This window comes from Vibrio lamellibrachiae (genome assembly GCF_050337265.1).
GTDB lineage: Bacteria > Pseudomonadota > Gammaproteobacteria > Enterobacterales > Vibrionaceae > Vibrio > Vibrio kyushuensis.
In genome coordinates this window covers 741695-754983 of sequence record NZ_JAKJSU010000004.1, presented here as the reverse complement: position 1 = coordinate 754983, position 13289 = coordinate 741695, and the positions used below count along the sequence as shown (strand labels likewise).

At 42.1% G+C, this 13289-nt stretch carries 11 protein-coding genes; 8 read left to right on the top strand and 3 right to left on the bottom strand.

The window, feature by feature from the left end; all coding sequences use genetic code 11:
• Positions 1-133: 133 nt before the first annotated feature.
• The 6 genes from L4C54_RS03625 to L4C54_RS03600 all read left to right on the top strand — a co-directional run bounded on the left by L4C54_RS03625 (position 134) and on the right by L4C54_RS03600 (position 7169).
• Entirely contained in the window at positions 134-1057 is a 924-nt protein-coding gene (locus L4C54_RS03625) for a carbohydrate ABC transporter permease (protein WP_428801446.1), read from the top strand.
• Positions 1054-1911, top strand: a complete 858-nt coding sequence (locus L4C54_RS03620) for a carbohydrate ABC transporter permease (protein WP_428801447.1) — start codon at positions 1054-1056, stop codon at positions 1909-1911. Before L4C54_RS03625 ends, L4C54_RS03620 begins: the two co-directional genes overlap by 4 nt.
• 5 nt (positions 1912-1916) lie before the next feature.
• The gene (locus L4C54_RS03615) at positions 1917-3029 is read left to right on the top strand and encodes an ABC transporter ATP-binding protein (protein ID WP_428807108.1); all 1113 of its coding nucleotides are present in this window, start codon (positions 1917-1919) and stop codon (positions 3027-3029) included.
• 977 nt (positions 3030-4006) lie between these two features.
• Positions 4007-5002: a DctP family TRAP transporter solute-binding subunit gene (locus L4C54_RS03610; RefSeq protein ID WP_428807107.1), complete on the top strand. Its 996-nt coding sequence runs from the start codon at positions 4007-4009 to the stop codon at positions 5000-5002.
• 94 nt (positions 5003-5096) lie between these two features.
• Positions 5097-5804 carry a TRAP transporter small permease gene (locus L4C54_RS03605; RefSeq protein ID WP_428807106.1) on the top strand — a complete coding sequence of 236 codons (708 nt, stop codon included), beginning with the start codon at positions 5097-5099 and terminating at the stop codon, positions 5802-5804.
• Positions 5805-5807: 3 nt separating this feature from the next.
• Positions 5808-7169: a TRAP transporter large permease gene (locus L4C54_RS03600; RefSeq protein WP_428807105.1), complete on the top strand. Its 1362-nt coding sequence runs from the start codon at positions 5808-5810 to the stop codon at positions 7167-7169.
• Positions 7170-7232: 63 nt separating this feature from the next.
• Here L4C54_RS03600 and L4C54_RS03595 read toward each other — a convergent pair whose 3' ends face one another.
• Complete coding sequence (locus tag L4C54_RS03595) at positions 7233-7676, bottom strand: hypothetical protein (protein ID WP_428801452.1); 444 nt, start codon at positions 7674-7676, stop codon at positions 7233-7235.
• Between the two features lie 282 nt (positions 7677-7958).
• On the opposite strand from L4C54_RS03595, the gene L4C54_RS03590 reads away from it, so the two are divergent.
• Positions 7959-8192, top strand: coding sequence for a DUF2789 family protein (locus L4C54_RS03590; RefSeq protein ID WP_428801453.1), 234 nt, complete (start codon positions 7959-7961; stop codon positions 8190-8192).
• Positions 8193-8271: 79 nt separating this feature from the next.
• On the opposite strand, the gene L4C54_RS03585 is transcribed toward L4C54_RS03590, so the two are convergent.
• Together L4C54_RS03585 and L4C54_RS03580 are read right to left on the bottom strand one after the other, a co-directional pair.
• Positions 8272-9615 (bottom strand): sigma-54-dependent transcriptional regulator, encoded by a 1344-nt coding sequence (locus L4C54_RS03585; RefSeq protein WP_428807104.1) that lies wholly within the window; start codon positions 9613-9615, stop codon positions 8272-8274.
• A 25-nt stretch (positions 9616-9640) separates the two neighbouring features.
• Entirely contained in the window at positions 9641-11425 is a 1785-nt protein-coding gene (locus L4C54_RS03580) for a sensor histidine kinase (RefSeq protein WP_428807103.1), read from the bottom strand.
• Positions 11426-11969: 544 nt separating this feature from the next.
• Between L4C54_RS03580 and tig the strand changes: the two genes are divergently transcribed.
• The gene (tig, locus tag L4C54_RS03575) at positions 11970-13277 is read left to right on the top strand and encodes a trigger factor (RefSeq protein WP_428801456.1); all 1308 of its coding nucleotides are present in this window, start codon (positions 11970-11972) and stop codon (positions 13275-13277) included.
• Positions 13278-13289: the final 12 nt, after the last annotated feature.

The following is a 13289-nucleotide window of genomic DNA, read 5'->3' as shown; positions in this document are numbered from 1 at the left end:
ATAGGTAAAGACCCCCAAGTATGGATAGGTTGTAGTGACCTATTCATACTTTCACCAAAGCAAGTTCAGTTGGCATTATTTGTCCCTATTTGAGCTCAACTCGCTTTGGTCGGTTATATAACAAGGAAACGTTATGGAGCATGTTTTGACTCAGTCAAAGAAAAAGCCAGCAGTAAAGCAAAGCTTTGCCGATAGGCTACAAAACTGGCTACCAAAGATTGTACTTGCCCCAACTATGCTCATGACCGTGGTGTGCATATATGGCTACATTTTTTGGACCGCAACTCTCTCTTTCACTAATTCTCGATTCTTACCCAGCTTCAACTTTGTTGGTTGGACACAATATGAAAAGCTATTAGAGAACGACCGTTGGATTACATCCATTACTAACTTAGGCCTCTTCGGCGGTCTGTTTATGTTGGTTGCGATCTTACTTGGTGTCGGTCTAGCCATATTTTTGGATCAGAATATTCGTAACGAAGGTGCAATTCGTACTATCTACCTTTATCCGATGGCACTGTCGTTCATCGTTACAGGTACGGCGTGGAAATGGATTCTGAACCCAGGTCTAGGTATCGAAAAAATGATGCACGATTGGGGATTCACCGGATTTCAATTTGATTGGCTCGTGAATTCGGAAATGTCTGTCTACACCTTAGTTATTGCTGCGGTTTGGCAATCGTCTGGGTTTGTAATGGCTATGTTTTTAGCGGGTTTACGTGGCATCGATTCATCTATTATTAAAGCCGCACAGATTGATGGCGCTGGGCTACCAGCGATCTACTTAAAGATTGTTCTTCCTTGCCTTCGTCCGGTATTTTTCAGTGCAATTATCATTACTTCACACATTGCGATAAAGAGCTTTGACTTGGTTACCGCGATGACAGCTGGTGGTCCGGGTTACTCTTCTGATTTACCTGCTCTGTTTATGTACGCACACTCATTTACACGTGGTCAAATTGGGTTAGGTGCTGCAAGTGCAATGATGATGCTTGCGGGAATACTTGCGATTTTAGTGCCTTATCTCTACTCCGAACTTAGGGAGAAAAAATCATGAGTAGTCAGCTAAATATGGGTCGATTGTTTATCTATTCGACACTGATTTTCTTCTGTTTGGTTTACCTAATGCCACTGTTTGTCATGGTGATTACATCATTTAAAACCTTGCCTGATATTAAAGCAGGTAACTTGATGAGTTTACCAAAGGAGTGGGTATTTGACGCATGGTATAAAGCGTGGGACAGCGCTTGTACTGGGGTGAAGTGTGAAGGTGTGAAAGGGTATTTTTGGAACTCTTTCCAAATGGTTATTCCAGCCGTTGCCATTTCAACATTGCTGGGCGCTTTTAACGGTTACGTTGTGACCAAATGGCAGTTCAGAGGATCAAATCTGTTTTTTAGCCTGTTACTGTTTGGGTGCTTTATTCCCTTTCAAGTGGTGTTACTGCCAATGGCGGCAGTACTTGGTAAGTTGGGCTTAGCCAATACCAATACAGGGCTAGTTTTCGTTCATGTGGTTTATGGCATGGCTTTCACAACCCTATTTTTCCGTAACTTTTATTTAGGTATACCGGATGAATTAGTCAAAGCGGCAAAACTGGATGGCGCAGGTTTCTTTACCATTTTCTTTAAAATTTTATTACCTCTTTCTACGCCAATAATCATGGTGACGGTGATCTGGCAGTTTACGGCAATTTGGAACGATTTCTTATTTGGGGTGGTTTATTCCGGCTCAGAAACTCAACCCATTACCGTTGCATTAAATAATTTGGTTAACACCAGTACAGGTATTAAAGAGTACAACGTTGATATGGCAGCGGCCATTATTGCGGCTCTTCCAACCTTAGTGGTTTATGTCTTAGCAGGAAAATACTTTGTTCGCGGCCTAACAGCAGGATCGGTAAAAGGATAATTATTATGGCGACACTAGAACTTAAACAGATCCGTAAAACCTACCCAAAAGCGGACCAGGAAACCTTAAAAGGGATCGACATTAGTATCGATTCAGGTGAATTTTTGATTTTGGTTGGCCCTTCGGGCTGCGGTAAATCAACATTAATGAATACCATTGCAGGGCTTGAAGGGATCAATGCGGGTGAAATCGTGATTGATGGCACCGATGTAGCGAGTGTAGAGCCAAAAGATCGCGATATCGCCATGGTTTTTCAGTCTTACGCTTTGTACCCAAATATGACGGTAAGAGGGAATATTGCATTTGGATTGAAGATTAGAAAAATGCCGCAAGTGAAAATCGATGCAGAAGTAAATCGAGTGGCTGAGATGCTGCAAATTAATGACTTGCTCGACCGAAAGCCTTCTCAACTTTCAGGTGGGCAACGTCAGCGTGTTGCAATGGGGCGAGCACTCGCGCGTCGACCAAAACTGTTTCTATTTGATGAACCGTTATCAAACCTAGATGCGAAACTTCGTGTTGAAATGCGCCATCAAATCAAACGATTACATCAAAAACTGAATACAACCATTGTATACGTTACTCATGATCAAATCGAAGCGATGACACTGGCTGACCGAATAGCCGTAATGAAAGACGGAGAGCTGCAACAGTTAGGCACACCAAAAGAGATCTACAACAAACCGAGTAATATGTTTGTGGCTGGCTTTATGGGGTCTCCTTCGATGAACTTCATTAAAACGGTGGTTGATCTTGATGCTGATGATAAACCAGTGATTCGCGTGACGGGTTCAAATAACCAAGAACATCACATTAAACTGCCGAAATCGATGCGAGAGCAAGATGGAAAGGAGGTTGTGATTGGACTAAGGCCCGAGCATATTAGCGACTCTCCAGCGGAAGACACTACCGCGTCAACGAAACTAGACCTAAAACTGGAGGTACTTGAGCCGACAGGGCCCGATACTATCGCGATGATCAAAGTTAATGATCAAGAGATAGCGTGTCGTCTTTCACCTGAGCTTGAAGTGACGGTAGGTCAGACTGCGCCACTGCACTTTGATTTGTCAAAGGCGGTGTTCTTTGATGCACAAACAGAGAATAGAATTGAATTCTAACCAATAATCTTCATTTCATTGCCAGTTGATCAGGCTGATTTTCTGGCGACCTTTCTGAAGTGCACCTTCAATTTGGGTTATGGTTTATTCCTCAATAAGCCATAGCCAAATATTCGGGGGAGTGTTCAAGTCATTTTATACTTGAATGGAGGTGCACTTTTTTTATTCAGTATCCTTACTGAGCATGCATTCATTAATCTCTTCACATCATCGATGACCAAATAATCCTAATGATAAAACTGTAGATAGTGCTATTACTATATAGTGCGTATGAAAAATAGTACGTATGAAAGATCAGTAGAAATGAAACATCAGTACAAATGAAAAAAGAGTGCGCAGGTAAAAGAGTACATAGGTAAAACAGCGCGCTGGTAAAAAAACACACGGTTCAAATTTAGCGGGGCTAAGAGTGGAGCTTCGTTATTCGTAGATATTGTATTTAACAACAAAAAGTCACAAGGAGGGAAGGTGGTTATATTGCCAATCTTGGGACATTATTATGGGCTTGAAGATGAAGTTTGAACTTGATGGTTAAGTTTAATAATTGAGGAACAGCTTGGACTTGAAGAAAAACACATTGTTTGCCAAGAGATGACAACTAGTTTGAAAAAAACGACTGTAGAACAAATTATTAATTATCAAAACTAGGTGAAAGCTGATACTCCTTCCCAGCTTTCACCTTTTTTGTTTTCAAACCGCTTTTATATTCAAAGCCCTCGTTTATCTCAATATAGCCTAAGGTCAACAGCCCCAATCAGTTGTGTGTCATTATTCGCCGATACCATGAATTTGAATGGGTCATTTTCCGCTCATTTGACTCCTGGTTTATTTGCTATTAGCACCGTTTTTTAACATCCCCTTCTCCTGAACCTATACATATCGGTAATTGTAACAAAATATCAACACTTGGCGTGGTACTTGCTCTATAGGAACTATCAGCCCATAGACGGCGCTGTTTATAACCAAGGAGAATAATAATGTTTAAACCTCTTACTCTACTGTCTGTATCTGTTCTGGCGATGACAAGTTTTAATGCTGCTGCGAATTGTGACCCAGGCGAACTCGTGATTAAGTTCAGTCACGTAACCAATACAGACAAGCACCCGAAAGGGATTGCTGCTTCACTGCTAGAAGAGCGTGTAAACACGGAAATGAATGGTAAAGCTTGTATGCAGGTTTTCCCTAACTCGACTTTATATGATGATAATAAAGTACTGGAAGCAATGCTAAATGGTGACGTTCAACTTGCAGCTCCATCACTGTCTAAGTTTGAAAAATTCACTAAAAAGTTCCGTATCTTTGATTTACCATTCCTTTTTGAAGACGTAGAAGCGGTTGATCGTTTTCAGAACTCTGAGTCGGGCGATAAGCTTAAAAACGCGATGCAACGTCGTGGGCTGCAAGGTCTAGCGTTTTGGCATAATGGTATGAAGCAGATGTCAGCGAATAAACCGTTGATGTCACCTCAGGATGCGGAAGGTCTTAAGTTCCGTGTGCAAGCTTCTGACGTATTAGTTGCTCAATTTGAACAGTTAGGTGCTAACCCTCAAAAGATGTCGTTTAAAGAGGTTTATGGCGGTCTACAGACTAAAGTTATTGATGGTCAAGAGAACACATGGTCAAACATCTACGGTAAAAAGTTCTTTGAAGTACAAGATGGTGTAACTGAAACCAACCACGGTATTTTAGATTACCTTGTAGTGACATCGAACGATTTCTGGAAAGAACTACCTGATGATGTTCGTGATCAACTAGGTACGATTATTCAAGAAGTGACGGCGACGCGTAATGCAAAATCTTCTGAAGTTAACCTAGCGAACAAGAACAACATTATCGAAGCGGGTGGCGAAGTTCGCACATTGACGGATAGTCAGCGCCAAGAGTGGGTGACTGCCTTGAAACCTGTTTGGAATAAGTTCGAAAAAGATATTGGTTCAGATCTAATTGAAGCGGCTCTAGCTTCTAATAATTAGACTCAAGCGCCCGCAAACTTTTTGTGGGCGCTTTTTTAATGTCGCTATTTAGCGGCAAGTGAATGTCCTCATCTCATGGAACAGACCTTATCTCATGGAACAGACAACATTTGAAAAAATCGGCAAAGTGACCGATATCATTGAAGAGTCCTTGATTGCCTTCTTTTTAGGTTCGATGACTCTAATTACCTTTGCCAATGTCGTTTTTCGATATGTCTTTAACGGCAATATATTGTGGGCTCTAGAGCTTACGGTATTTCTTTTTGCTTGGATGGTTTTAGTCGGCGCATCCTATGGTGTTAAAAAACATTTTCATATTGGGGTGGATGTCATCATCAATATGGCACCTGATAAGTTAAGAAAGGCCTATGCGTTATTCGCAGTTGGCTGTTGCCTTACTTTCTCGGTTCTATTACTCATTGGCTCTTGGAATTACTGGTATCCCTTCATTAGTGAAAGAGCTTGGTATGAAACTGACGATATTCCCATGCCGGAGATTCTGCAGTTTTTATCTGATTGGTTAAATGAAGGGGAGCGATACGAAAAGTTACCCCGTTTCATTCCTTACATGGCTCTCCCTATCGGTATGGCACTGCTGACGTTCAGATTCACGCAGATCGCTTATCAAGTCCTAACCGGCAAGCTAGATCGTATGATCGCAGGGCACGAAGCTGAAGAAGAGCTCGAAGCATTGAAAGCAGATGTGTTGGCGGGTAGCGATGAGGACGCAATGTCACCATTAGGGTCAACTTCGCGTGAAAATTCGGATTCAGATGTGAAATCAAACGGCAAGGAAGATTAGAAAATGGCCATGTTATTTCTATTTTTAATGGTAATTGCGTTCATGTTGGTCGGAGTACCCATCGCGATTTCTTTAGGTCTATCGAGCGTCCTATTTTTGTTAATGCACTCAGATGCATCACTCGCATCCGTCGCTCAAACACTGTTTAATGCGTTTGCTGGACATTACACATTACTTGCTATCCCATTCTTCATACTTGCGTCGAGCTTTATGTCTACAGGTGGTGTGGCGAAGCGAATTATACGATTTGCTATCGCAATGGTCGGCTGGTTCCGTGGCGGACTTGCTATGGCTTCGGTTGTTGCATGTATGATGTTTGCCGCGCTATCGGGGTCTTCCCCAGCAACGGTTGTGGCTATTGGTAGTATCGTGATAGCTGGTATGGTTAAAAATGGCTATACCAAAGAGTTTGCTGCAGGTGTTATTTGTAATGCGGGAACGCTTGGGATTTTGATTCCACCATCGATTGTTATGGTGGTATATGCCGCGGCGACCGATGTCTCTGTTGGTCGAATGTTCCTTGGTGGTGTCATCCCAGGTCTATTGGCTGGTGTTATGTTGATGATTGCCATCTACATTACTGCTCGGATTAAGAAAATACCGGCTCAGCCATTTGTAGGGTGGGGTGAAACCTTCAGCGCTGCAAAAGATGCAAGTTGGGGTTTGCTACTGATTGTCATTATTCTTGGTGGTATCTACGGAGGTATTTTTACACCGACTGAAGCTGCTGCGGTTGCCGCTGTGTATGCGTTCTTCATTGCGAACTTCATCTATAAAGATATGGGTCCGTTTGCGGACAAGAACAACACCAAGCCAGCGCTAGTCAAAGTGTTTGAAACGTTTGTCCATAAAGACACGAAGCATACCCTGTTTGAAGCGGGTAAGTTGACCATCATGTTGCTGTTTATCATAGCGAATGCACTGATATTGAAGCATGTATTAACTGAAGAACGTATACCACAGATGATCACAGAATCAATGTTATCTGCTGGGCTTGGACCGATTGCCTTCTTGATTGTTGTGAACGTCCTATTGTTGATTGGTGGGCAATTCATGGAGCCATCTGGGCTACTGATTATCGTCGCGCCGCTCGTTTTTCCAATTGCTATTGCATTGGGTATTGATCCAATTCACTTGGGCATCATGATGGTGGTGAATATGGAGATAGGGATGATCACGCCGCCGGTGGGATTAAACCTATTTGTGACCGCAGGGGTTGCAAAAATGTCGATGATGAATGTGGTGAAAGCCGCACTACCGTGGGTAGGCGTCATGTTCTTGTTCTTGATCATCGTAACGTATGTGCCGTGGGTATCGACATGGTTACCAACTACCCTCATGGGGCCAGAGATCATTACCAAGTAGAAGGAGGGGTCTAGGTGCACAGAAGTTTATTATTTATATCTTTATGCACCTAGATAGCCATTCTTAAATATTGTTACAGCTGTAATAGTTCGCTTTAACAAATTGCGGTGTCCAGTCAATTGAGAATGTTGTCGTGGTGCCTTTTGTAATTAGCCCATAGGTATCAACTGTTGAGATGTTCATAGAAGGAGAGAACTTCTCAATGGTGGTTACTTCGATGTAATTAGCATCGTACTTGCTTGAAGTGTTCGAAAATTTTTCTGCATTAACCACATATTGGTCATACTCTAGCTGAGATTGGTCTTCAAACAGGCCAGCTCTCGGTTTAGGCGTTTTAAAGTATTGAGTCTCGTGGACCATCTCACAATCAAGTTTGTCATCAGGAGAGAACTGGCTGTAAGTAACCTGATTTCCCTCTGGTGTTAGGTAAACATTTTGATCCATTGAGGCGCATGCTGATAGTAGAATCGCTGAGCCTAATATGGCTGTTATTTGTGTGATTTTCATTTCGATACTCTATGTTTAATAACTGCTGTTATGGGGGTAAGGTATTTCAGAGCATGAATATACCAGTTATTTTTATAGCCCCAATAAGTCATTTGGAATATCGATTATTCCTTGTATTGATGAGTTCTTACATTTCACCTCAAGGTTTGTACCATTTTTTAACTAGCTGGCAACGCAGTGCTTTGCCGTAACGTGTCTTTTTTATGAGTGATTAGGAAGATGTTGGTTTTATGGTGTCCTATAGTTACCTGTAGAAGTACATAATCACCAAGAGGTGGGAATATGGAAATGCATCAGCATTCAATCTCGGACTTATTTGAGCAATTGGGGCTTGGAAGTTCAAGTGATGAGATTGAATCATTTATTGCGGCTCACAATGGAATGACTGCGGGGCAAGTTATACACGAAGCGACGTTCTGGTCTAAGTCCCAAGCTGATTTTTTGAAAGTTGCTGTTGAGGAAGACGCAGATTGGGCTGAGGTTGTTGGTCAGCTTGATGCTTTGTTGCACCATTAGCCTTTATTAGGTCGATTATTATAATTGAAAAGCACGGTCAGTTGACGGTGCTTTTCCTTGAATTATATATTTTTTCAATTTAGTTGTCTTTGTACTCTTCCTTAACAAGCTGATAACGCTGCATTTTGTCATAGAGTGTCTTTCTTGGTAGCGCCAGTAGTGCCATCGTCTCTTTGATACTGCCATTTGTTTGCATTAAGGTTTGCTCTATAACCCCCTTCTCAAACTCATTCACTTGTTGTGTAAGAGAAGATATTTGACTGATTTTAACGACCTCTTCACCAAGTTGCCCAAGTTGTCCTAATAAAACAAATCGCTCAGCGGCATTTCTTAGCTCTCTAACATTCCCCGGCCAATCATGACTAAGGATTTTTGCTAACTCAACGTTAGGCAGAGATGTTGCAGCTTTACCATAGCGAGAAGCGGCAACTAAAAGAAAGTGGTGGAATAGGGTTGGAATATCTTCCTTGCGCTCTCTCAGAGGGGGTAAATCGAGTGTAACGACATTCAATCGGTAATAGAGATCTTCGCGAAACGAACCTTTCCTTGCCGCTTGTTTCAGATCGATTTTAGTTGCCGCAATAACACGAATATTCAATGCATGAAGCTTATTAGAACCTACTCGTTCGAATTGCCTCTCTTGTAATACTCTCAGAAGCTTTATTTGAGCTTGCATCGGCATTGATTCAATCTCATCAAGAAAAAGAGTGCCATTTTGAGCGTGTTCTAACTTGCCCACTCGATGACTATCGGCACCGGTAAAAGCGCCTTTCTCATGCCCATACAATTCACTTTCAATGAGGTTTTCCGGAACAGCACCGCAATTTATTGCAACAAAGTTCTCTTCCCTTCGATCGCTTTGCTCATGTAAAGAGCGGGCTATCAATTCTTTACCTGTCCCTGTTTCACCAAAGAGCAAAATATCGGCTTGAGTGTTAGCTACGTGACTTATGGTTTCTCTGAGCCTTTTTATTGCAGGCGTGTCGCCAATGACCCTTGGACCAAGAGTTTGGCTTGCTTTAAGTGTTCGTTTTAAGTCTTCGTTTTCTAATGTGAGATTACGTTTATCAATGGCTCTGTTTACTGTCTCGATAAGTCTCCCTGGTGAGAATGGCTTTTCAATAAAGTCGTAAGCCCCATTTTGTATTGCAGTCACGGCCATTGAGATATCACCATGACCAGTAATGAGGATCACGGGAACATCAGAATGCTGTTTTAGAATCGTCGACAGTAGATTTTCACCAGAGATACCCGGCAAGCAAATATCGCTAATGATGACTTTTGGCGCGCCGTCTGATTTTATGGCGAGCAAAGCATCTTCAGCTGATGCGAAAAATCGAGCATCGATCTCTTCTAGCTCAAAACTTTGCTCTATGGCGATACGAATATCGAGTTCGTCATCGATAAAATACACGTCACTCATATGAGTTCCTTACGTTTGACATTGTCTATATGGATATATCGGGAAGAGGAATCGTTATTGTGAAGCATGCCCCGCCTAGATTCGATTCGCAGTAGCTTAGATTACCTCCCATGGCTTCAATGATTTGGTGAGAAATAGAGAGGCCAAGACCAAGACCATTCTTCTTAGTGGTATAAAACGGTTCAAAGAGTTTTTGAGCTTGCTGCGCTTTAATGCCCAGTCCGTTGTCATCGATACTTATCGTCAGGCACTCTTCGTTTACATTAGTGCTCATGTTAATCGCCTTATTCGCGATACCTTCTAATGCTTGAATAGCATTGGTTATTAAGTTGACGATCACCTGCTCTAACTGAATATGGTTGATGACGACTTTGGGTAACTCAGGCGATGATTCGTTTGAAAAGTGAATCAAGTTTGATTTTATTTGAGGCGCCATCAACTCAATTGAGGCTTCAATAACAGGGCGAATTGACACCAGTGATTGCTCATTTTGATCACTCTTACGAGCAAATGAACGTAACTGGTCACTTATCTTGGCCATTCGCTCTGTTAATGCTGATATCCGAGACAGGTTGTCATCGACTCTTTCTAGTTTTTGTTTGCCTAAAAAGCGTCGGCCATTATCAGCAAAGCTTCGTATAGCCGCGAGTGGATTATTAAGTTCGTGACTAATGCTAGCGGACATTTGCCCTAAAACAGCTAACTTAGCGGCTTGAATAAGCTCTTCTTGAGTGTGTCTAAGCACTTTTTCTGTTTTTACTCTTTCAGCGATTTCGGCGTGCAATTCAGCGGTTCGATTCATAACTTGAAATTCAAGCTTCTGCTTCGCTTCGCTTTGAAGCTGTTCAAGCTGGCGGTGTTTAAGACGCCGATTATGAATCAATAAAATTGCGAGGTAGATAACACTAAAAACCAAACCTAGAATGAGAATGAACGCAATGGAATTCCAGAATAAATTAGTTTGAGGCGTTAGGACTCGGATAGTGAGTGGCAGCTGAGGAAGAGGTCTTGATGAGTACAAATAATTGCCGAGGAAGCCGTTTTTATGCGGGCTGACTAGTTTCCCATGCCCAAGAGTTAGGCTATTTTTAAAACCCAAAGAGCGAATGTTGGTATCGAGATATTGCTGACTGTTTTTAATTCGATTACGCTGTGAATCGCTCAATGTAGTTAAGCTCTTAAACAGCCACTCTGGTTGATTTGACATGAAAACAACGTTATCGCTGTCTGTGACAATAAAGAAATTATCTTTACCACTCCAACTCTCTTCTATAAGCGATAAGTCCATCTTTACTACCGTAACACCAATGACTTCGGCTGCAACGGTAATAGGGTATGAGTAGTAATAACCTCTTAGACCAGACGTTGACCCTAATGCAAAGTATTGACTTGTCTCGCCCTCCATCGCTTCTTGAAAATAGGGACGCCATGCGAAATTGCGGCCGATAAACGATCTTGAAATATTCCAGTTACTCGAGGCGATGGTTGTACCATTGTTGTCCAGAAGGTAAGTGTCAGCGGCTTGAATGACAGAATTTACCTGTTCCAAATAACGGTTGGTGATTTCTATCTGCGCGCTGTTATTAGGTGCGAGTAGCGCATCTTGCAGTTCTTGGTCTTTGGACAGTAGTTGAGGAATATGATTGTACTTATCGAGTTTTGACGAAATGTACTCAGAAAAGCGGTCAAGCTGTGCTTGATGCGCAATGTAAATATCTTGTTGCTGTATATCCCAGACGAGTTTTACACCTATTGATGCGCATAAAGCAAAAACAGTGATAAAACTAATGTTAATGTGCCTAATTCTCAACGCGTTAATCCTTTTCCGCTGTATCGATAGAGTAATTGCAGATAAAACGACTGACTCAAAAAGATATCGAATATGAGCGATAAAACCGGAGCAAGATCTCTTTTTGAATTTTTTGCTAAAAAATTATTGAGACTCTCTTGAAAACCTCTTCATAGACCCCACTTTATTCAGAGATGGATTTCCAATGGTGGAAATTAAAGCAGTCAGTCAAGAAATTAGACTTATGCATCATCCTACGATGGTGAACGCCTCGACAGTGTGGCTATTGCCCGTTAGAATGCTGCGTCTAAAATTTTGTCCTGAGACTAATAGGAGATACCTTCGCTTGTGTTTTCGAATGTGCCGATAGTTTTTAATGGTTGCAGTCGTTGGTTATGGCAATAAGAAGATATCACTGATTAGTCCAATGCTAGAAAACTCTAGTGTTGATGCTCAATTTAATTAAGTACGGTTAATTGCCGTGAAAGATGCAGCCACTTATAGACTATCTATGTAGTTGGCTCACCTGCTCAGATTTCTGAGCCATTTTTGAGGTTTAAAAATAATGGAAGTTACTGTTGAAACGCTAGAAGGCCTAGAGCGCCGTCTAAATATTACTGTTCCTGCTGCGAACATCGAAGATGCTGTTACAGCTGAACTACGTAACATCGCTAAAAATCGTCGTTTCGATGGTTTCCGTAAAGGCAAAGTGCCTATGAAAATGGTAGCGAAAATGTACGGTCAAGCAGTACGTCAAGATGTACTTGGTGAAGTGATGCAGCGTCACTTTATCGAAGCTATCGTTAAAGAGAAAACAAACCCAGCAGGCGCACCAACATTTGCTCCAGTAGAAAACAAAGCAGGTTCTGACCTGGTTTTCACTGCAACTTTTGAAGTTTACCCAGAAGTAGAGCTTAAAGGCCTAGATAGCATCACTGTTGAAAAACCAGCAGTTGAAGTTAACGACAGCGACGTAGAAGAGATGATCGATACTCTACGTAAGCAACAAGCAACTTGGGCTGAAGTAGATGCAGCAGCTGAAGAAGGTTCTCGTGCAACAATCGACTTCGTTGGTTCTATCGACGGTGAAGAGTTTGAAGGCGGTAAAGCTGAAAACTTCCCTCTAGAAATGGGCGCAGGTCGTATGATTCCTGGTTTTGAAGACGGTATCACTGGTAAAACAGCAGGTATGGAATTTGAAATCGACGTAAACTTCCCAGAAGATTACCACGCAGAAAACCTAAAAGGTAAAGCGGCTAAGTTTGCTATCAAAGTAAACAAAGTTGAAGCACGTGAACTACCAGAAATCAACGACGAGTTCGTTTCTAAGTTCGGCGTAGCTGAAGGTGGCGTTGACGCTCTTAAGACTGAAGTTCGCAAGAATATGGAACGTGAGCTTAAGCAAGCTGTTAAAAACCGCATCAAAGAGCAAGCAATTGACGGCCTTGTTGAGCAAAACGACATCGACGTACCAGTTGCACTTATTGACCAAGAGATCGTTACTCTACGTCAACAAGCTGCTCAACGCTTTGGTGGTAACCCTGAAGCAGCTGAACAGCTTCCACGTGAATTGTTCGAAGAACAAGCTAAGCGTCGCGTAGTTGTTGGTCTTCTTCTTGGTGAAGTAATCAAGACTGAAGAGCTAAAAGCTGACGATGAGAAAGTTAAAGCAATCATCCAAGAGATGGCAACTGCTTACGAAGATCCATCTGAAGTAGTTTCTTACTATGAGCAGAACGAGCAAATGATGAACAACATGCGTAACGTAGCTCTAGAAGAGCAAGCGATCGACGCAATCATCTCTAAAGCTCAGGTTACTGAAAAAGAAGTTGGCTTTAACGAGCTAATGAACCAGCAGCAACCAGCTCAGTAAGCATAATGTAGC

Excerpts from the sequence above, each read along its gene's own strand:
- L4C54_RS03590 (WP_428801453.1), top strand. The coding sequence starts at position 7,959 with ATGGAAATGCATCAGCATTCAATCTCGGACTTATTTGAGCAATTGGGG.
- L4C54_RS03615 (WP_428807108.1), top strand. The coding sequence starts at position 1,917 with ATGGCGACACTAGAACTTAAACAGATCCGTAAAACCTACCCAAAAGCG.
- tig (WP_428801456.1), top strand. The coding sequence starts at position 11,970 with ATGGAAGTTACTGTTGAAACGCTAGAAGGCCTAGAGCGCCGTCTAAAT.
- L4C54_RS03595 (WP_428801452.1), bottom strand. The coding sequence starts at position 7,676 with ATGAAAATCACACAAATAACAGCCATATTAGGCTCAGCGATTCTACTA.
- L4C54_RS03605 (WP_428807106.1), top strand. The coding sequence starts at position 5,097 with ATGGAACAGACAACATTTGAAAAAATCGGCAAAGTGACCGATATCATT.
- L4C54_RS03610 (WP_428807107.1), top strand. The coding sequence starts at position 4,007 with ATGTTTAAACCTCTTACTCTACTGTCTGTATCTGTTCTGGCGATGACA.
- L4C54_RS03625 (WP_428801446.1), top strand. The coding sequence starts at position 134 with ATGGAGCATGTTTTGACTCAGTCAAAGAAAAAGCCAGCAGTAAAGCAA.
- L4C54_RS03585 (WP_428807104.1), bottom strand. The coding sequence starts at position 9,615 with ATGAGTGACGTGTATTTTATCGATGACGAACTCGATATTCGTATCGCC.
- L4C54_RS03620 (WP_428801447.1), top strand. The coding sequence starts at position 1,054 with ATGAGTAGTCAGCTAAATATGGGTCGATTGTTTATCTATTCGACACTG.
- L4C54_RS03600 (WP_428807105.1), top strand. The coding sequence starts at position 5,808 with ATGGCCATGTTATTTCTATTTTTAATGGTAATTGCGTTCATGTTGGTC.